The sequence below is a fragment of the Rahnella sp. BCC 1045 genome, from assembly GCF_019049615.1.
GTDB classification, from domain to species: Bacteria; Pseudomonadota; Gammaproteobacteria; order Enterobacterales; family Enterobacteriaceae; genus Rahnella; species Rahnella contaminans.
The window spans coordinates 14358-33270 of record NZ_JAFMOZ010000097.1 but is presented as its reverse complement, the minus strand read 5'-3'; the positions used below and the strand labels follow the sequence as shown (position 1 = coordinate 33270).

The following is an 18913-nucleotide window of genomic DNA, read 5'->3' as shown; positions in this document are numbered from 1 at the left end:
CGCTTTCGCTTGCTAACTCGAGGTGGCGTATATTACGCTTTCCTCATTCAGTGTCAACCGTTTATTTCATCCGGTTGCCGCTGTTTTTAATCTTTCCGACCCGGTCACTTCGTGATGTTGTTCACGTCGTTCCCTGTCGATGGAGCGGCATTATAGGGAGTTCTCAGCAGCCCGCAAGGGCTAATTTTAAGAAAAAATACCGTTTGCTGCATTACACAGCAAACACACCGCTTATACCGTGTTTTACACAGATTTATCCACAGCCGCACAGGAATCTCAAATTTTGCGAGCGTCGCGCAATCGTTTTCGCTACAATTTCGCGCGTCAGTTTTCGACACCTGTTACGGGTGATAAATGAAAAGTAAGTCGCCAGAGGGAAGTTATCTGAGCTCAATCCCGCGTTTTTCTGCAAATTGCTCTATAGAGAGAGAAGAAAACGCTCATTGAATTCCGATAACGCTCTTTATTGCGACTCCAAAGCCAAGGATATAAACCACCATGCAACAATCTCGTCCAATCCGCCGCGCCCTGCTCAGTGTTTCTGATAAAGCCGGTATCGTAGAATTCGCCCAGGCACTCTCTTCGCGTGGCGTTGAATTACTTTCCACTGGCGGCACCGCCAGCCTGTTGGCAAAAGCCGGTCTGCCAGTCACAGAAGTGTCTGACTACACGGGTTTCCCGGAAATGATGGATGGACGCGTCAAAACCCTGCACCCGAAAGTTCACGGTGGGATCCTCGGCCGTCGCGGGAAAGATGATGAAATTATGGCGCAGCACGCGATCGCGCCAATCGACATGGTGGTCGTGAACCTTTACCCATTCGCGCAAACCGTCGCACGCCCGGATTGCTCACTGGAAGATGCGGTAGAAAACATTGATATCGGCGGCCCGACCATGGTCCGCTCGGCGGCGAAGAACCACAAAGACGTAGCGATCGTGGTGAAGAGCAGTGACTACGCTTCTATTATTGAAGAGATGGATGCCAACAGCAGCTCGCTGACGCTGGCGACCCGTTTCAACCTGGCGATTAAAGCCTTCGAGCACACCGCCTCTTATGACGGCATGATTGCCAACTACTTCGGCACCATGGTTCCGGCATATCACGGCGATACCGAATCTGCGTCTGGCCAGTTCCCGCGCACACTAAATCTTAGCTATATAAAGAAACAAGACATGCGTTATGGCGAAAACAGCCATCAGAACGCCGCTTTCTATATAGAAGAGAACGTCAGTGAAGCTTCGGTTGCGACCTCGACCCAACTTCAAGGCAAAGCCCTTTCCTATAACAACATTGCAGATACCGATGCGGCATTGGAATGTGTGAAGGAATTTGCAGAGCCAGCTTGCGTCATCGTCAAACACGCGAACCCTTGCGGCGTTGCCATCGGCGACAATATTCTGACTGCTTACGAACGTGCTTATCAGACTGACCCGACCTCTGCTTTCGGCGGCATTATTGCCTTCAACCGCGAGCTCGATGCTGAAACCGCGAAAGCGATCATCAGCCGCCAGTTTGTGGAGGTGATCATCGCCCCATCAGTCAGCCCTGAAGCGCTGGCCCTGACTGCGGCAAAACAAAACGTCCGCGTTCTGACATGCGGCCAATGGCAAGGACGCCAGAAAGCGCTGGACTTCAAACGTGTCCATGGCGGCCTGCTGGTTCAGGATCGTGATTTGGGCATGGTTGATGCCGGTGACCTGCGCGTTGTTTCCCAGCGCCAGCCAACTGAGCAGGAACTGACTGATGCACTGTTCTGCTGGAAAGTCGCTAAGTTCGTAAAATCCAACGCTATTGTTTATGCACGCGACAAAATGACTATCGGTATTGGCGCAGGCCAAATGAGCCGCGTTTACTCAGCGAAAATCGCGGGGATTAAAGCCGCTGACGAAGGTCTGGAAGTCGCAGGTTCCGTGATGGCATCCGATGCCTTCTTCCCGTTCCGCGACGGTATTGATGCAGCCGCTGCGGTAGGCATTACCTGTGTGATTCAGCCAGGCGGTTCAATTCGTGATGACGAAGTTATCGCGGCCGCAAACGAACACGGTATCGCAATGCTGTTCACCGACATGCGCCATTTCCGTCATTAATTTTCTTTTAGCGGGTGCGATGCGCCCGCTCACCCGGAGTCCTCGAATGAATATTTTAATTATCGGTAACGGCGGGCGTGAACATGCACTGGCATGGAAGGCATCGCAATCTCCTCTGGCGGACAAAGTTTTTGTCGCACCCGGAAACGCCGGTACCGCACTGGAACCTCTGCTGGAGAATGTCGATATCGCTGCAACGGATATCGCTGGTTTGCTGGCGTTCGCCAAAAGCAATGATATCGGCCTGACGATTGTCGGCCCGGAAGCCCCGCTGGTGATTGGCGTGGTCGACGCATTCCGCGCTGCGGGTCTGAAAATTTTTGGCCCGACGCAGGAAGCGGCGCAGCTGGAAGGCTCAAAAGCTTTCACCAAGGATTTCCTCGCTCGCCACAATATTCCAAGCGCGGATTACCAGAACTTCACCGAAATCGAACCGGCACTGGCTTATCTGCGCAGCAAAGGCGCGCCGATCGTCATTAAAGCTGACGGACTGGCTGCAGGCAAAGGTGTCATCGTGGCGATGACATTGAAAGAAGCAGAAGATGCAGTCCACGATATGCTGGCAGGAAATGCGTTTGGCGATGCTGGCCACCGTATCGTTATCGAAGAATTCCTGAATGGCGAAGAGGCAAGCTTCATCGTGATGGTTGACGGCACGAACGTTCTGCCGATGGCAACCAGTCAGGATCACAAACGTGTTGGCGATGGCGACAGCGGCCCGAACACCGGCGGTATGGGCGCTTATTCCCCGGCACCGGTTGTGACGGATGAAATTCATCAGCGCGTTATGGATCAGGTTATCTGGCCAACCGTGCACGGCATGGCGGCTGAGAATAATACTTACACCGGCTTCCTGTATGCAGGTTTGATGATTTCTGCAGACGGCCAGCCGAAAGTGATCGAATTTAACTGCCGCTTCGGGGATCCGGAAACTCAGCCAATCATGTTGCGTCTGCGCTCGGATCTGGTCGATCTTTGTCTGGCCGGTGCGGAAGGTCGTCTGGGCGAGAAAACCTCTGAGTGGGATCCGCGTCCTTCGCTGGGCGTTGTAATTGCCGCTGGCGGTTATCCTGCCGATTACAAAACCGGTGATGTGATCCACGGTTTACCGCTGGAAGAAGTCCCGGACGGCAAAGTCTTCCAGGCCGGAACTCGTTTGCAAGATGAACGCGTGGTGACAAATGGCGGACGCGTACTCTGTGTGACTGCGCTGGGTAAAACCGTCGAAGCCGCTCAGCAGCGCGCTTATGATTTAGCGAAAGATATTCATTGGGAAGGCAGCTTTTACCGCAAGGATATCGGCTATCGCGCCATTGACCGCGAACGCAATCAGTAATCGCGGTTCATCTGACGATCAGAACCTGACGATCAAAAAAGGCACGCTTCGGCGTGCCTTTCCTTTATACGTATTAGCAAGCGGGATCAGAGATCTGACTCTTTAGGTTCCCACTTACAGAAATCTTCATTTGCAACCAGCAGCAATTCGTTGCCTTCCGGTGCGGTCAGCCAGGCAAGGCCGAGATTGTCGTTGCTCCGACTGGCCCGTTTAGCCAGCCAGACCTGGGAACGGACGGTCAGTTTCGGCGTCACCTGTTCACCCGCGCAGGTGGTGATCAAACCCTGTCGCCAGTTAGCCTGCACCAGCCGGACATTGCCCACGCGCAGCGCATTACTCAGATCGAGGATTTTTGTCGCTTCATATTTATAGCGCTCGATATCATCTGACGATAATTTTTCCCGGCGCTCAGGAAGCTGCCGCTGCATAAAGCTGACGTGCCCGCTATCGTCAAAACGCAACATCACGCCTAAATCAGTTTGCGTCGCATGCGTTTCTTTAATCAGGTGTAATTGCCCCTGCTGGAATTCATACCGGGTAATGACCGTATCGCCGCCAAAATAGGGGCTGTATACGTTGAGAATAGTTTGAGGTTCGTTTTGTGCGTTGTCTTCGCGCCAGAGCCTGTTGATACCCTGATCGGCAACATACCCGCTGGCAAAGAATAATTCAGAGGAGTTTTTAGAACTGCAACCCACCAGACCGAGAACCAGTAAACCTGCCACCAGCCTGGGGGTGATAAACTGAAGGGGCTTACAGGCCCCTCCGCTTATTCTTTTCACTGCAAGCAATTACTTAACAGCGTCTTTCAGAGCTTTACCAGAAACGAACGCAGGTACGTTTGCAGCTGCGATTTTGATTTCTTTACCAGTCTGTGGGTTACGACCAGTACGCTCGTTACGATGATTTACCTTGAAAGTCCCGAAACCAACCAATTGTACAGCATCACCTTCTTTCAGAGACTCGGTAATAGCAGACAGAGTAGATTCAAGAGCAACTTTGGCTTGTGCTTTGGAAAGATCAGCTTTGTCAGCAATTACATCAATCAGTTGAGTCTTGTTCATAAGTTATCCTTTACAGTGTGTTTATCGTTTGCAAAGCATCGAGTGCGACGGATATGCCGATTGACAGCACCCTCCTGCATACACGCACCGATAGCCACTTTTTTTACGCACCCCAAATGTAGACCAGACAGGGTGCGGATGTGAAGCCTTAAGGCACGACAAATCAGGCGTTAAATCACGTTTTCTAGCCTTATTGCGCTAAATTTATGCCAATGTTACTGACAGCGGCTTCACGCAGGTCAGAACGTAACCCTTTTATTAATTCCAGGTCACGCTCTTCACAGTCAGCCAACAGGCGAAAAATCTCCCATTGGATGTCCCATTCTTCTTCAACAGCAGGAATGACTTTCAGCTCTTCATCGGTCATTTCTTTACCGGCCTGAGTCATTTCCAACATCGCAACAGTACGAATTGATGTCTCACTCACGGCAACCGCATGAGACAACGTTTCGCCGCTCAGACGTGAATGAATCAGTTCGCCTAATGCGATACACGCATCGATGGCCGGGTAAACACCATAAATGTCGTAATCATCGGAAGAAGGCACGGCTTCCTCCAGTTTTTCGAGCTGTGAGTCAAAATTGACCTTGGCGTCTTTTACCACCAGCGTTTCCCAGATTAAATCCAGGATACGGCGGTAAAGCTGTGCCTCGCCAAACCCGGTTTCCAGGCAAAAAGCCTGATAGTTCGGATACATGCGTTCACACAAGCTCGCCATAAACGTCACGTGTTGCCAGCTTTCCAGCTTTTCCAGACGTAAATGAATTGGATTACGTAACATGAGTTGATCTCGTTAACTTTTCTGCGCGGGAGTTTACCTGAAATAAATCAATATCCCTATTCCTTGATTCCTAAAGATCATCACTCAACCGTTGCCAGCGTTGAAACGCTGCCCGATTTGATGCCACAGCATCCGCCCAGCGGGTTGGCTCTGGCAAACGATATTGCCGCATGCAGCGTTCAACCCAGTACAGTGACGATTCCATGCTGATGCGATTGCCCGGTGAAATAAACAGCGGATTACAGCGCAGTTTGCTGCGCCAGACCCAGCCAATCTGCTCATCGCCTTCATACAGCGCCTGCTGGCTGTGTTGGTCTTCCCCGAGAGGCAGGAATTTGCCGCACAAACGGCTCTTCGCTACACCAATTGTTGGCACGTCAATCATCAGGCCAAAATGGCTGGCGACGCCAAGACGGCGCGGATGCGCAATACCCTGCCCGTCAACCAGCACCAGATCGGGCCGCGCATTGATTTGCTTCCAGGCCTGCAACAGCGCCGGTAGTTCCCGGAAAGAAAGGAAGCCGGGAATATAAGGCATGACGGTTGGAATGCGGGCTATCTGGTATTCCACCAGCTCAAGCGAGGGATAACGCAGAACCGCAACCGCGGCTCGCGTTACTTCACCACCCTGTTCGAAACCGACATCCACACCCGCGATCAACGCCGGTGTGCTGAATTCAGTCGGATCCCGCAGTTCAATTTGATCTGCAAGGATCCGTTGTTCTTCACGTAATGCGCGGGTATCAATCATACGCCGGATTTACTCGTGATATTGCCGGGACAGGCTATGTACAGCTTCCACGAACGCACCCGCATTTTCTGGCGGAACATCCTGGTGAATGCCGTGGCCCAGGTTAAACACATGACCGTTGCCTTTACCAAAACCGGCCAGAATGGTTTCCACTTCCTGTTCAATACGTACCGGAGAAGCATAGAGCATGGAAGGATCCATGTTGCCCTGAATCGCCACTTTGTCGCCCACGCGACGACGGGCTTCGGCAATATCTGTTGTCCAGTCGAGGCCCAGCGCGTCACAACCGGTTGCCGCCATCGCTTCCAGCCATTGTCCGCCGCCTTTGGTGAACAACGTCACCGGCACACGGCGCCCTTCGTTTTCACGGATCAGGCCGTCGACAATTTTATGCATGTAGTTCAGGGAAAACTCGCGGTAATCTCGAGGCGTCAGCACGCCGCCCCAGGTGTCAAAAATCATGACAGACTGAGCGCCCGCTTTGATTTGAGCATTAAGGTAGAGAATGACGCTGTCAGCCACTTTATCGAGCAAAAGGTGCAAAGTCTGCGGATCGGCATACATCATCTTTTTGATTTTTGTGAAGGCTTTGCTGCTGCCACCTTCCACCATATATGTCGCCAGTGTCCACGGGCTGCCGGAAAAACCGATAAGCGGCACTTCACCTTTGAGGTTTTTACGGATAGTACGAACCGCATTCATGACGTATCCCAGTTCCATTTCAGGATCGGGGACGGGCAGTTTTTCCACATCGGCACGGCAGGTCAGCGGGGAAGAAAAACGAGGGCCTTCACCGGCTTCGAAATACAACCCCAGCCCCATGGCATCAGGAATGGTCAGGATGTCAGAGAACAGAATCGCGGCGTCCAGCGGGTAGCGACGCAGTGGCTGGAGGGTCACTTCGCAGGCCAGCTCTGCATTCTTGCAAAGCGACATAAAATCACCGGCTACAGCGCGGGTTTCTTTGTATTCTGGCAAATAACGGCCCGCCTGACGCATCATCCAGACCGGTGTGATATCCACAGGCTGGCGTAACAGGGCGCGCAGGTAGCGGTCATTTTTCAACTCATTCATTCTGTCTTTTTCCTTCAATATTCGGGCCGCCCGAAAATAATCTGGCGGCATTCTAGCATGCAACACTCCTGCTACACGTCGTCTTCATCTCTTTCTGCGCGGCACAGCGCAACCGTATCTTCAATCAGCCGGCGGGCGATGGTCCCCGGTGGCGGCAACTGTGGCAGTTGATCAAAGCGATACCAGCCTGCGTTGAGCAGCTCTTTCGGATCATGCACGATGTCACCGCTGTCGTAGTCGGCCATAAACGCCATCATCAGCGAATTAGGGAAAGGCCACGGCTGGGAACTGACGTAACGGACATTCTTCACGCAGATATTGCTCTCTTCCATGACTTCACGCGCCACAGTTTCTTCGAGAGTTTCCCCGACTTCCACGAAGCCAGCCAGAACCGTATGAATGCCATTGCGGTGGCGGACATGCTGCGCCAGCAAAATCTCATCACCGCGGCGAATGGCGACAATAATGCAGGGCGCAATTTGAGGGTAATAGCGTTCACGGCAATGCCCGCACAGCGCGGCCCATTCGGTTTTACTGACGTGCATCTCGTGGCCGCAATAGCCGCAGAACTTGTGCGAACGGTAAAATTCCGACAGCTGCACGCCGCGCCCGACCAGCTGGAATAGCCCGCGATCCTGATCGAGCATCTGCCGTGCAGATACCATGTGATTGTGCATCGCCTGACGTACCATCCACACCGGTTCGCCCTGCCATTCACCAATCTGACGCGCGATTTTGCCCGTCAGAGAAAATTGCGCAGCGCTGCCATTCGGCAGTTCACCTTCGGGCAGCCACAGCTTGCCCTCATAGCTGATTACCCACCAGCCGGTATGTTCTTCTGTGATCTGTAATTCCATAATTGTTGTTGCATAACCTCGACGAGACTGACAATCTGGGGTTGATATTTACATATTAGTAACCTTTGGTTACTTTTTTCTCGCTCACGGAGTCAACCATGCTAAATCGTCTGGAAAGACTGACCCAACGCGTTGGTGGCAGTAATGAGTTAGTGGATCAATGGCTGCACGCGCGTAAAGAATTGCTGGTGTCTTACTGCACACTGGTCGGCCTGAAACCCAATAAAGAAAAACATACACCGCTGAATGAAAAAGCGCTGGACAACTTTTGCCATAACCTGGTGGATTACCTTTCTGCCGGTCATTTCCATCTTTATCAACGGGTCATCGATGAAGTGGAAGGTGCAGAGATAAAATTACAGGCTGCGAAAATATACCCTGCACTCGAGCTCAATACTGAAGCTATCATGGCTTTCCATGACAGTTACACCGAAAATGATATTGATGATGACAATGCTTTCGCATTTCATTATGCATTATCCGATGTGGGTGAAGCATTGGATGCGCGTTTTCAGCTTGAGGATCAACTGATCATTCTGGCCTTTGATCCGGAAAGTCGCAAAGAATTGCCTTCTGCAAACGAAGAGCATCTTGCCAGACCCGCGTAACGTGTTACTTCTGCACAACACGTTGCCACAATAAAAACCCTGCTCAGGGTTGTAGTTTTTACAACGGCCTCCTATATTGAGGCTTCTTGTCGGAGTGCCTCGTGCAAAATTTCCTCGCGGAGATGATGCCAGGCTGAGACCGTTAATTCGGGATCCGCGGAACCTGATCGGGTTAGTACCCGCGAAGGGAACAAGAGTAATGTTATGCGTTTAGCGCGATTTGGCATCAGCCTGCAAACGGCCGCCAGCGTTCAACCGCCCATTTTTACTCCTGCCGTAAACCTCCAGACAAGCAATTTTCCATTACGTTCTGTCACGCTTTTTGGCGTGAAAACAACACAAGGAATTTGCTATGTCGAGTACCCAGAAACCCGTTACATCCGAAAAAAAGCCCGCTAACCGCCGTGAACAACGCGCACAGGCACAGTCATTTATCGACAGCTTGCAGGGCGAAGCCTTTCCCAATTCCCGACGTATCTATCTTCAGGGCGACAACGCCGGTATTCGTGTCCCTATGCGTGAAATCCAGCTCAGCCCGACGCTGGTCGGCGGCGGAAAAGACAACCCGCAGTTTGAAGAAAACGAAGCGATTCCGGTTTATGACACCGCCGGACCGTATGGCGACCCGTCTGCGACCATCGACGTGCATACCGGTCTTGAAAAATTGCGTGCCCGCTGGATAACCGGACGCGCCGATACCGAAGAACTTCCGCAAGTCAGCTCCGGTTTTACTCAGCAGCGCCTGGCCGACGAAGGGCTGGATCATTTACGCTTCGAACATCTTCCGCGCCCGCGAAAAGCCATTGCCGGTAAAAATGTCACACAGCTGCATTATGCGCGACGGGGCATGATTACCCCTGAGATGGAATTCATCGCTATTCGCGAAAACATGGGGCGTGAGCGGATCCGCGGAGAAGTCCTGCGCCAGCAACATCCCGGTGAAAGCTTCGGGGCGCACCTGCCCGCGAATATCACCGCCGACTTTGTTCGCCAGGAAGTGGCCGCCGGTCGCGCGATTATCCCCGCCAACATCAATCACCCGGAATCCGAGCCGATGATCATTGGCCGCAATTTTCTGGTGAAGGTGAACGCCAATATCGGCAACTCGGCGGTGACGTCATCCATCGAAGAAGAAGTTGAAAAACTGGTGTGGTCGACGCGCTGGGGCGCGGACACGGTGATGGATCTCTCCACCGGCCGCTATATCCATGAAACCCGTGAATGGATCCTGCGTAACAGCCCGGTGCCGATCGGTACGGTGCCGATTTATCAGGCGCTGGAAAAAGTGAATGGTGTGGCCGAAGACCTTAACTGGGAAATGTTCCGCGACACCCTGCTGGAGCAGGCGGAACAAGGTGTGGATTACTTCACCATTCACGCTGGCGTGTTGCTGCGTTATGTGCCGATGACCGCCAAACGTCTGACCGGTATTGTTTCGCGCGGTGGCTCAATCATGGCGAAATGGTGTCTGTCACATCATCGCGAAAGCTTCCTGTATGAAAATTTCCGGGAGATTTGCGAAATCTGCGCCGCTTACGATGTCTCGCTTTCTCTCGGTGACGGTCTGCGTCCCGGCTCGATTCAGGACGCCAACGACGAAGCGCAGTTTGCAGAATTGCACACGCTGGGCGAGCTGACGAAAATCGCCTGGGAATATGACGTGCAGGTGATGATTGAAGGGCCGGGGCATGTGCCGATGCAGATGATCCGCCGCAATATGACGGAAGAACTCGAGCAATGCCACGAAGCGCCGTTCTATACGCTCGGGCCGCTGACGACCGACATTGCGCCCGGTTATGACCACTTCACGTCCGGTATTGGCGCTGCGATGATTGGCTGGTTCGGTTGTGCCATGCTGTGTTACGTCACACCGAAAGAGCATCTCGGCCTGCCGAATAAAGAAGACGTTAAGCAGGGTCTGATTACCTACAAAATTGCAGCACATGCCGCCGATTTAGCCAAAGGCCATCCGGGTGCGCAAATCCGCGACAACGCCATGTCCAAAGCCCGTTTCGAATTCCGCTGGGAAGATCAGTTTAATCTGGCTCTGGACCCGGCCACTGCCCGCGCCTACCACGATGAAACGTTACCGCAGGAATCCGGCAAAGTCGCCCACTTCTGTTCGATGTGCGGCCCGAAATTCTGCTCAATGAAAATCACTCAGGAAGTTCGCGATTACGCCGCCGCGCTGGAAGCTAAAGCCCGGCCCATCGAACTCGTTGAATCCGGCATGGCACAAATGTCAGCTGAATTCCGTTCACGCGGCGGCGAGCTTTATCATCCTGCCACGGAGATCAACAAATGAATCAGTCAGCTCAGCCCTTCCCCGCCGTTCCTTTTCACCTTGGTTTATATCCGGTTGTCGATACGGTGGAATGGATCGCCCGTCTGCTCGATGCAGGCGTGAAAACGCTGCAGTTGCGGGTGAAAGATTTACCCGATGAAGACGTCGAACCGGTAATTATCGAGGCTATCGCGCTGGGAAAAAAATATCAGGCGCGGCTGTTCATCAACGATTACTGGCGTCTGGCGGTGAAGCATCATGCATATGGCGTGCATCTGGGTCAGGAAGATCTCGATACAGCCGATCTTGCGGCAATTCGTCAGGCCGGTCTGCGACTGGGCGTTTCCACGCATGACGAGGCTGAAATGACGCGCGCCGTTTCCGTGAATCCTTCATACATCGCTCTGGGCCATATCTTCCCGACGCAGACCAAAGATATGCCGTCGGCGCCACAGGGTCTGGAAGAACTCACCCGACACATTAAGCAACTCGATGGCCGCTTTCCGACAGTGGCCATCGGCGGGATCAGCATTGACCGCGCGCCGTCGGTTCTGGACTGCGGCGTCGGCAGCATTGCGGTCGTCAGCGCCATTACGCAGGCCACGGACTGGCGTGCAGCCACCGCCGAACTGCTGGCCTTGTGTGCCAGCAAGGTGCCGGAAGATGCTTAACGATGCGGCTTTTATGCGTTACAGCCGTCAGCTGATGCTGGAGGAATTCGGCCCGCAGGCGCAAGAAAAGTTACAGGCGGCAAAGGTGCTGATCGTCGGACTTGGCGGACTCGGTTCTCCTGCCGCCCTGTATCTGGCGGCGGCGGGCGTCGGCACGCTTTTTCTGGCCGATGACGACCGGCTGCATATCACCAATCTTCAGCGGCAAATCCTTTACCGCACAGCCGATCTCGATCAGCCCAAAGCCACTTTGGCAAAGCGTGAGCTGCTGCGCCTGAATCCGCTTTGCGAAGCCGTGGCCATTACGGAACGCCTGTTGGGTGAAGCGCTGACACAAGCGGTGGCCAATGCCGATATCGTTCTGGATTGCAGCGACAATATGGAGACCCGTCATGCCGTCAATAAAGCCTGCGTGGATGCAGGCAAAACGCTAATCAGCGGCAGCGCCGTCGGATTCAGCGGACAGCTTCTGGTGATTGAAGCACCCTACGCTCACGGTTGTTATGCCTGTTTGTATCCGGATCAGGAAACCGTGCAACGTAACTGCCGGACATCCGGCGTACTCGGGCCGGTAGTGGGCACCATCGGGACATTACAGGCGCTCGAAGCACTGAAAATCCTGGCTGGGCTGCCTTGCACACTGAGCGGCAAACTCCGGCTGTTCGACGGAAAAACACAGAACTGGCGTTCACTGCAACTCACGCGATCATCTGCCTGTACCGTCTGCGGAGGCTATGCGTGATTATTCTGGTCAATGATGAATCTCATCAGTTCAGTCAGCCGCTCCCGCTGTTAGCTCTGCTCGATGAGCTGGCGTTAAACACTGCGGGCAGAGCGCTGGCGGTAAATCAGGTCATTATCCCCCGCGATAACTGGCCTGCACACTGGCTGGCAGACGGTGATGAGATTTTGCTCTTTCAGGCGATAGCCGGAGGATGAAACATGTTAAAAATTGCTGATACCACATTTACATCCCACCTTTTGACCGGAACCGGAAAATTCGCCAGTCCGGCGCTGATGCAACAGGCGCTGGAAGCATCGGGCTCTGAGCTGGTGACCATGGCGATGAAACGCGTCGATCTGCGGCGTGGCGGTGACGATATTTTGTCTCCCCTGCAACAGCTCGGCGTCCGCTTGTTGCCGAACACATCGGGCGCTAAAACGGCAGAAGAAGCAGTATTTGCCGCACAGCTGGCAAGGGAAGCACTGGGAACCCACTGGGTGAAACTTGAAATTCATCCGGACATGAAATACCTGCTGCCCGATGCCATCGAAACCCTGAAAGCCGCAGAGATACTAGTGAAACAGGGGTTTGTCGTTTTGCCTTATTGCAGTGCTGATCCGGTGCTGTGCAAGCGTCTTGAAGAAGCCGGATGCGCGGCAGTGATGCCGCTCGGCGCACCGATAGGCTCTAATCAGGGGCTGCAAACCCGTGAGTTTCTGCAAATTATTATCGAACAGGCGCGCGTGCCCGTTGTGGTGGATGCCGGGATCGGCGCACCCAGTCAGGCCACTGAGGCGCTGGAAATGGGCGCGGACGCCGTGCTGGTGAATACGGCAATTGCCGTTGCGCGTGATCCGGTTTCCATGGCGACAGCTTTCCGGCTGGCCGTTGAAGCGGGCGTGCTTGCCCGTCAAAGCGGATTAGGCGGACGGCAACGGTACGCCAGCGCATCCAGCCCGCTGACCGGTTTTCTGACTTCCCCGCAGGCAAGCTTATGAGCAACTTTACCGATGTCTGGTCAACGCTCGACTGGGACGATATTTCCCTGCGAATTAACAGCAAAACATCCAGTGATGTTGAGCGGGCGCTGAGCAGGAACAAAATCGACCGTGATGGTTTTATGGCACTGATTTCTCCGGCCGCGTTACCGTATCTTGAAGAAATGGCGCAGCGCGCGCAACAGCTCACGCGCCAGCGTTTCGGCAATACCGTGAATTTCTTCGCCCCCCTTTATCTCTCCAACCTTTGCGCCAACGAGTGCACGTACTGCGGCTTCTCGATGAGTAATAAAATCAAACGTAAGACGCTGGATGAAGAGGAAATCATCGCTGAATGTGAGGCGCTGAACGCGCTGGGATTCAAACACCTGTTGCTGGTTACGGGCGAGCATAAAGGGAAAGTGGGTATGGATTATTTCCGCCGACATTTCCCGGCTATCCGCAGTCATTTTGATTCACTGATGATTGAAGTGCAGCCGCTACCTCAGGAAGAATACGCCGAGTTAAAAACGCTGGGGCTGGACGGTGTTCTGGTTTATCAGGAAACCTATCACGCACCGACCTATGCGCTGCATCATCTGCGCGGGCAAAAACAAGATTTCTTCTGGCGGCTGGAAACCCCTGACCGGCTGGGGCGCGCGGGAATCGATAAGATCGGACTCGGCGCGTTGTTCGGGCTTTCCGGAAACTGGCGAACTGACAGTTATATGGTGGCCGAGCATTTGCTTTATCTACAACAAACTTACTGGCAAAGCCGCTATTCGGTGGCGTTCCCGAGATTGCGCCCGTGCACCGGCGGAATCGAACCGGCTTCGTTGCTGGAGGAAAACCAACTGGTGCAGCTGATTTGCGCTTTCCGGATGTTGTCGCCGGATGTCGAGCTTTCCCTGTCGACACGCGAGTCACCGTATTTCCGCGATCATGTCATTCCTCTGGCGATCAACACCGTCAGCGCCGGATCCAAAACTCAACCTGGCGGTTACGCAGACGATCATCCGGAACTGGAACAATTTGCGCCACATGATAACCGCCCACCTCAGCGGGTGGCTGCGGCATTAACGCAAGCAGGATTGCAGCCCGTGTGGAAAGACTGGGACAGTTTTTTGGGGCGTACGCCGCAGGAAAATGTCGCCAGACAGCAACGTGATAATCTCTCAGGAATGCGTATTCCATAAAGCGATTTTGCCTCTCGCGCCAGCACGCCGGGCAGGTTACCGTGCCGCTGTCGCTGCATCATCGCAACCGGCCAGCGCCATTCATCCCGGTGCTGCTTCCAACCAGCCGGAACGGGTTATCGTCCAGTTTCCTGTTCCGGCTCCTCTTTACTGGCATTATCAACTCCCCTATTTCAGGCAAAAAAAAACCGCTCCCGAAAGAGCGGTTTTATGCGTTTCGACAGAAGACGATTAATCGTCGCTGTTACCGAAACCTGCGTTCAGCAGTTCAGCCAGGTTAGCCGTTGCTTCATCCGCGCTGACTTGCGGTACAACTGGCACTTCGCCCTGAGCTTTACGGCGTGCACGATCCTGGTGATAAGCGTAACCGGTACCGGCTGGGATCAGACGGCCAACGATAACGTTCTCTTTCAGGCCACGCAGTTCATCACGTTTACCGGCAACAGCCGCTTCGGTAAGAACGCGCGTGGTTTCCTGGAACGATGCAGCAGAGATGAAGGACTCGGTCGCCAGGGATGCCTTGGTGATACCGAGCAGGTCACGGGTAAAGGTTGCCGTGATTTTGCCTTCAGCTTCCAGCTGACGGTTAGCGATTTTAACGCGAGACATTTCTGCCTGCTCGCCTTCCAGGAAGTCCGTGCCACCAGCGCTAACGATGGTGCCTTTACGCAACATCTGACGAACGATAACTTCGATGTGTTTATCGTTAATCTTAACGCCTTGCAGACGGTAAACTTCCTGCACTTCGTTGGTGATGTAGCGGGTTACCGCGTGAACACCACGAAGACGCAGAATGTCGTGTGGAGATTCAGGGCCGTCGGATACGACGTCACCACGTTCCACAACTTCGCCTTCGAACACGTTCAGCTGACGCCATTTTGGAATCATTTCTTCGTAAGCATCGCTGCCATCTAACGGAGAAATTACCAGACGACGTTTGCCTTTGGTTTCTTTACCGAAGGAGATGATCCCGCTGATTTCAGCAAGGATTGCAGGCTCTTTCGGACGACGCGCTTCGAACAGGTCAGCAACGCGTGGCAGACCACCGGTGATGTCCTTGGTACCGCCGGATTCCTGAGGAATACGCGCCAGGGTGTCACCAGAGTGAATCTGAGTACCATCTTCCAGCTGAACGATCGCTTTACCTGGCAGGAAGTATTGAGCAGGCATATCAGTACCTGGGATCAATACGTCGTCGCCTTTAGCATCAACGATTTTCAGTGCCGGACGCAGGTCTTTACCGCTACCAGTACGTTCTGCAGAATCCAGAACAACCAGAGAGGACAAACCGGTCAGGTCATCTGTCTGACGGGTAATGGTCTGAGTATCAACCATATCGGCAAAGCGAATGAAACCACTCACTTCACTGATAACTGGCATTGTGTGCGGATCCCAGTTAGCAACGGTTTCGCCGCCGTTAACAGATGCGCCATCACCTTTGCCCATCACGGAACCGTAAGGCACTTTATAGCTTTCTTTGGTACGACCGAATTCGTCGATCAATTTCAGCTCAGTGTTACGGGAAGTGATAACCAGTTTGCCGTTAGAGTTGCTAACGTGCTTGTGGTTGCTCAGTTTAATGGTACCGGTGTTTTTCACCTGGATGCTGGATTCAGCAGCCGCACGAGATGCCGCACCACCGATGTGGAACGTACGCATCGTCAGCTGAGTACCCGGCTCACCGATGGACTGTGCTGCAATAACACCGATCGCTTCACCTTTGTTGATGATGTGACCACGTGCCAGGTCGCGACCGTAGCAGTTTGCACACACACCAAAGTCGGTTTCGCAACTTACGACTGAACGTACTTTCACGCTGTCGACAGAGTTCTCTTCTAACAGATCACACGTCTTCTCGTGAAGCAGGGTGTTACGTGGAACCAGAATATCCGCCGTACCCGGCTTAAGGATATCTTCTGCAGTCACACGACCCAGTACACGCTCGCGCAGTGGTTCTTTAACGTCGCCACCTTCGATGACCGGAGTCATCATGATGCCTTCGTGAGTACCACAGTCGTCTTCGGTAACTACCAGGTCCTGTGCCACGTCAACCAGACGACGGGTCAGATAACCGGAGTTCGCAGTTTTCAGTGCGGTATCCGCCAAGCCTTTACGAGCACCGTGAGTAGAGATGAAGTACTGGAGTACGTTCAGACCTTCACGGAAGTTCGCGGTGATTGGCGTTTCAATGATGGAACCATCTGGTTTCGCCATCAGACCACGCATACCGGCCAGCTGACGAATCTGTGCAGCAGAACCACGCGCACCGGAGTCGGCCATCATAAAGATGCTGTTGAAGGAAACCTGCTGTTCAACAACACCGTCACGGTTGACGACGTCTTCAACAGACAAGTTTTCCATCATTGCCTTAGCAACACGTTCGTTGGCCGCAGCCCAGATGTCGATCACTTTGTTATAGCGTTCGCCAGCAGTGACCAGACCAGACTGGAACTGTTCCTGGATTTCAGCAACTTCGGTTTCTGCTTCTTCGATGATCTCTGCTTTCTTCGCAGGGATTACCATGTCATCGATACCTACTGACGCGCCTGAACGGGCAGCGTAAGCAAAACCGGTGTACATGATCTGGTCAGCAAAAATAACGGTCGGCTTCAGGCCCAAAATGCGGTAACAGGTGTTCAGCATTTTGGAGATAGCTTTTTTGCCCAGAGGCTGGTTGACGATAGAGAACGGCAGACCTTTTGGTACGATCATCCAAAGGATGGCGCGACCCACAGTCGTGTCGATAATCGACGTCTGATGCGTAACTTCGCCTTCGGTATTTTTGATCTCTTCGGTAATACGCACTTTCACACGCGCATGCAGAGAGGCCAAACCGGCGCGGTAAATACGCTCAGCTTCTTTAGGACCAGTCAGAACCATGCCTTCGCCTTTGGCGTTAACACAGTCACGGGTCATGTAGTACAGACCCAATACAACGTCCTGAGAAGGAACGATGATTGGCTCGCCGTTCGCAGGTGACAGGATGTTGTTGGTGGACATCATCAACGCACGCGCTTCCAGCTGAGCTTCCAGCGTCAACGGTACGTGAACAGCCATCTGGTCACCATCGAAGTCGGCGTTATATGCCGCACAAACCAGCGGGTGCAGCTGAATTGCTTTACCTTCGATCAGAACGGGTTCAAACGCCTGGATACCCAAACGGTGCAGGGTTGGTGCACGGTTCAGCAGTACCGGGTGTTCGCGGATAACTTCGTCCAGGATATCCCAAACGACAGCTTCTTCGCGCTCAACCATTTTCTTCGCGGCTTTGATGGTGGTGGCCAGGCCACGCAGTTCCAGCTTGCCGTAGATGAACGGTTTGAACAGTTCCAGTGCCATTTTCTTCGGCAGACCACACTGGTGCAGACGCAGGTAAGGACCTACGGTGATAACGGAACGACCAGAGTAGTCGACACGTTTACCCAGCAAGTTCTGACGGAAACGACCCTGTTTACCTTTAATCATGTCTGCCAGAGATTTCAGCGGACGCTTGTTAGAGCCGGTGATAGCACGACCGCGACGGCCGTTATCCAGCAAAGCATCTACCGCTTCTTGCAGCATACGTTTTTCGTTACGTACGATGATGTCTGGCGCAGCCAGATCCAGCAGGCGTTTCAGACGGTTGTTACGGTTGATAACGCGACGATACAGATCGTTCAGATCTGATGTAGCGAAACGGCCGCCGTCCAACGGAACCAATGGACGCAAGTCTGGTGGCAGTACCGGCAGCACGGTCAGGATCATCCACTCTGGTTTGTTACCAGACTGAACGAACGCTTCCAGCAGCTTGATACGCTTGGTCAGCTTCTTACGTTTGGTTTCGGAGTTGGTTTCGTTCAACTCTTCACGCAGTTGTTCGCATTCCGCTTCCAGATCCATGTTTTTCAACAGAGCCTGGATTGCTTCAGCACCCATCTTCGCGTCGAACTCATCACCAAACTCTTCCAACGCATCCAGATACTGCTCTTCAGTCAGGATCTGGCGTTTTTCGAGGTTAGTCATGCCGCCTTCGATAACCACATAGGATTCGAAGTACAGAACACGTTCGATGTCACGCAATGGCATATCCAGCAGCAAACCGATGCGCGATGGCAGCGATTTCAGGAACCAGATGTGTGCAGTCGGGGAAGCCAGTTCGATGTGGCCCATACGCTCACGGCGTACTTTAGTCTGGGTCACTTCAACGCCGCACTTCTCGCAAATCACGCCGCGATGTTTTAAACGCTTGTACTTACCGCACAGGCATTCGTAGTCTTTTACTGGTCCGAAAATACGGGCGCAGAAAAGGCCGTCACGTTCTGGTTTGAACGTACGGTAGTTAATGGTTTCTGGCTTCTTAACTTCACCAAAAGACCAAGAACGGATCATGTCTGGCGATGCCAGAGCAATTTTGATCGCATCAAACTCTTCGGTCTTAGTTTGCGCTTTCAGAAACTTTAGTAAGTCTTTCACGGATTGGCTCCCGTCGGGTTAGACCTGTTAGGCACCTGGTCTGTATTGAT

The 18913-nt window shown here is 53.2% G+C and carries 16 protein-coding genes and 1 riboswitch; of the genes, 9 read left to right on the top strand and 7 right to left on the bottom strand.

The genetic code is table 11. The annotated features are described in order from the left end of the window. Positions 1-498: 498 nt before the first annotated feature. Together purH and purD are read left to right on the top strand one after the other, a co-directional pair. Positions 499-2088, top strand: a complete 1590-nt coding sequence (gene purH, locus J1782_RS04000) for a bifunctional phosphoribosylaminoimidazolecarboxamide formyltransferase/IMP cyclohydrolase (RefSeq protein WP_217152470.1) — start codon at positions 499-501, stop codon at positions 2086-2088. A gap of 46 nt (positions 2089-2134) precedes the next feature. Next, positions 2135-3424 (top strand): phosphoribosylamine--glycine ligase, encoded by a 1290-nt coding sequence (gene purD / locus J1782_RS03995; RefSeq protein WP_152325384.1) that lies wholly within the window; start codon positions 2135-2137, stop codon positions 3422-3424. Between the two features lie 86 nt (positions 3425-3510). Here the strand turns inward: purD and J1782_RS03990 are convergent, their stop codons facing one another. From J1782_RS03990 to nudC, 6 genes are all read right to left on the bottom strand, one after another. Then, on the bottom strand, positions 3511-4152 hold the full coding sequence (locus J1782_RS03990; protein WP_235937461.1) for a DUF1481 domain-containing protein: 642 nt from the start codon (positions 4150-4152) through the stop codon (positions 3511-3513). Between the two features lie 63 nt (positions 4153-4215). After that, entirely contained in the window at positions 4216-4488 is a 273-nt protein-coding gene (gene hupA / locus J1782_RS03985) for a nucleoid-associated protein HU-alpha (protein WP_013577396.1), read from the bottom strand. 190 nt (positions 4489-4678) lie between these two features. Then, a complete protein-coding gene (locus J1782_RS03980; protein WP_015699027.1) occupies positions 4679-5269 on the bottom strand; it encodes a YjaG family protein in 591 nt (196 codons plus the stop codon). 70 nt (positions 5270-5339) lie between these two features. Then, a complete protein-coding gene (gene nfi, locus J1782_RS03975) occupies positions 5340-6020 on the bottom strand; it encodes a deoxyribonuclease V (protein WP_152325382.1) in 681 nt (226 codons plus the stop codon). Positions 6021-6029: 9 nt separating this feature from the next. After that, positions 6030-7094, bottom strand: coding sequence for a uroporphyrinogen decarboxylase (hemE, locus tag J1782_RS03970; protein ID WP_152325381.1), 1065 nt, complete (start codon positions 7092-7094; stop codon positions 6030-6032). A gap of 71 nt (positions 7095-7165) precedes the next feature. Then, positions 7166-7951, bottom strand: coding sequence for an NAD(+) diphosphatase (nudC, locus tag J1782_RS03965; protein WP_165062239.1), 786 nt, complete (start codon positions 7949-7951; stop codon positions 7166-7168). A gap of 98 nt (positions 7952-8049) precedes the next feature. On the opposite strand from nudC, the gene rsd reads away from it, so the two are divergent. From rsd to thiH, 7 genes are all read left to right on the top strand, one after another. Then, entirely contained in the window at positions 8050-8559 is a 510-nt protein-coding gene (gene rsd / locus J1782_RS03960) for a sigma D regulator (RefSeq protein WP_152325379.1), read from the top strand. A gap of 80 nt (positions 8560-8639) precedes the next feature. Next, positions 8640-8766, top strand: a riboswitch (TPP riboswitch). Between the two features lie 145 nt (positions 8767-8911). Then, complete coding sequence (gene thiC / locus J1782_RS03955) at positions 8912-10864, top strand: phosphomethylpyrimidine synthase ThiC (protein WP_254302910.1); 1953 nt, start codon at positions 8912-8914, stop codon at positions 10862-10864. Next, positions 10861-11514, top strand: coding sequence for a thiamine phosphate synthase (thiE, locus tag J1782_RS03950; protein WP_217152469.1), 654 nt, complete (start codon positions 10861-10863; stop codon positions 11512-11514). Before thiC ends, thiE begins: the two co-directional genes overlap by 4 nt. After that, entirely contained in the window at positions 11507-12256 is a 750-nt protein-coding gene (locus J1782_RS03945) for a HesA/MoeB/ThiF family protein (protein ID WP_152325376.1), read from the top strand. The genes thiE and J1782_RS03945 overlap by 8 nt, the downstream gene beginning before the upstream one ends. Continuing rightward, a complete protein-coding gene (thiS, locus tag J1782_RS03940) occupies positions 12253-12453 on the top strand; it encodes a sulfur carrier protein ThiS (RefSeq protein ID WP_217152468.1) in 201 nt (66 codons plus the stop codon). Before J1782_RS03945 ends, thiS begins: the two co-directional genes overlap by 4 nt. A 3-nt stretch (positions 12454-12456) precedes the next feature. Continuing rightward, on the top strand, positions 12457-13236 hold the full coding sequence (locus tag J1782_RS03935; RefSeq protein WP_217152467.1) for a thiazole synthase: 780 nt from the start codon (positions 12457-12459) through the stop codon (positions 13234-13236). Continuing rightward, positions 13233-14411 carry a 2-iminoacetate synthase ThiH gene (gene thiH, locus J1782_RS03930; protein ID WP_152325373.1) on the top strand — a complete coding sequence of 393 codons (1179 nt, stop codon included), beginning with the start codon at positions 13233-13235 and terminating at the stop codon, positions 14409-14411. Before J1782_RS03935 ends, thiH begins: the two co-directional genes overlap by 4 nt. A gap of 231 nt (positions 14412-14642) precedes the next feature. On the opposite strand, the gene rpoC is transcribed toward thiH, so the two are convergent. Further along, positions 14643-18863, bottom strand: a complete 4221-nt coding sequence (gene rpoC / locus J1782_RS03925) for a DNA-directed RNA polymerase subunit beta' (RefSeq protein ID WP_152325372.1) — start codon at positions 18861-18863, stop codon at positions 14643-14645. Between the last annotated feature and the right edge of the window lie 50 nt (positions 18864-18913).

Excerpts from the sequence above, each read along its gene's own strand:
- purH (WP_217152470.1), top strand. The coding sequence starts at position 499 with ATGCAACAATCTCGTCCAATCCGCCGCGCCCTGCTCAGTGTTTCTGAT.
- purD (WP_152325384.1), top strand. The coding sequence starts at position 2,135 with ATGAATATTTTAATTATCGGTAACGGCGGGCGTGAACATGCACTGGCA.
- hupA (WP_013577396.1), bottom strand. The coding sequence starts at position 4,488 with ATGAACAAGACTCAACTGATTGATGTAATTGCTGACAAAGCTGATCTT.
- J1782_RS03980 (WP_015699027.1), bottom strand. The coding sequence starts at position 5,269 with ATGTTACGTAATCCAATTCATTTACGTCTGGAAAAGCTGGAAAGCTGG.
- nfi (WP_152325382.1), bottom strand. The coding sequence starts at position 6,020 with ATGATTGATACCCGCGCATTACGTGAAGAACAACGGATCCTTGCAGAT.
- hemE (WP_152325381.1), bottom strand. The coding sequence starts at position 7,094 with ATGAATGAGTTGAAAAATGACCGCTACCTGCGCGCCCTGTTACGCCAG.
- nudC (WP_165062239.1), bottom strand. The coding sequence starts at position 7,951 with ATGGAATTACAGATCACAGAAGAACATACCGGCTGGTGGGTAATCAGC.
- rsd (WP_152325379.1), top strand. The coding sequence starts at position 8,050 with ATGCTAAATCGTCTGGAAAGACTGACCCAACGCGTTGGTGGCAGTAAT.
- thiC (WP_254302910.1), top strand. The coding sequence starts at position 8,912 with ATGTCGAGTACCCAGAAACCCGTTACATCCGAAAAAAAGCCCGCTAAC.
- thiE (WP_217152469.1), top strand. The coding sequence starts at position 10,861 with ATGAATCAGTCAGCTCAGCCCTTCCCCGCCGTTCCTTTTCACCTTGGT.
- J1782_RS03945 (WP_152325376.1), top strand. The coding sequence starts at position 11,507 with ATGCTTAACGATGCGGCTTTTATGCGTTACAGCCGTCAGCTGATGCTG.
- J1782_RS03935 (WP_217152467.1), top strand. The coding sequence starts at position 12,457 with ATGTTAAAAATTGCTGATACCACATTTACATCCCACCTTTTGACCGGA.
- thiH (WP_152325373.1), top strand. The coding sequence starts at position 13,233 with ATGAGCAACTTTACCGATGTCTGGTCAACGCTCGACTGGGACGATATT.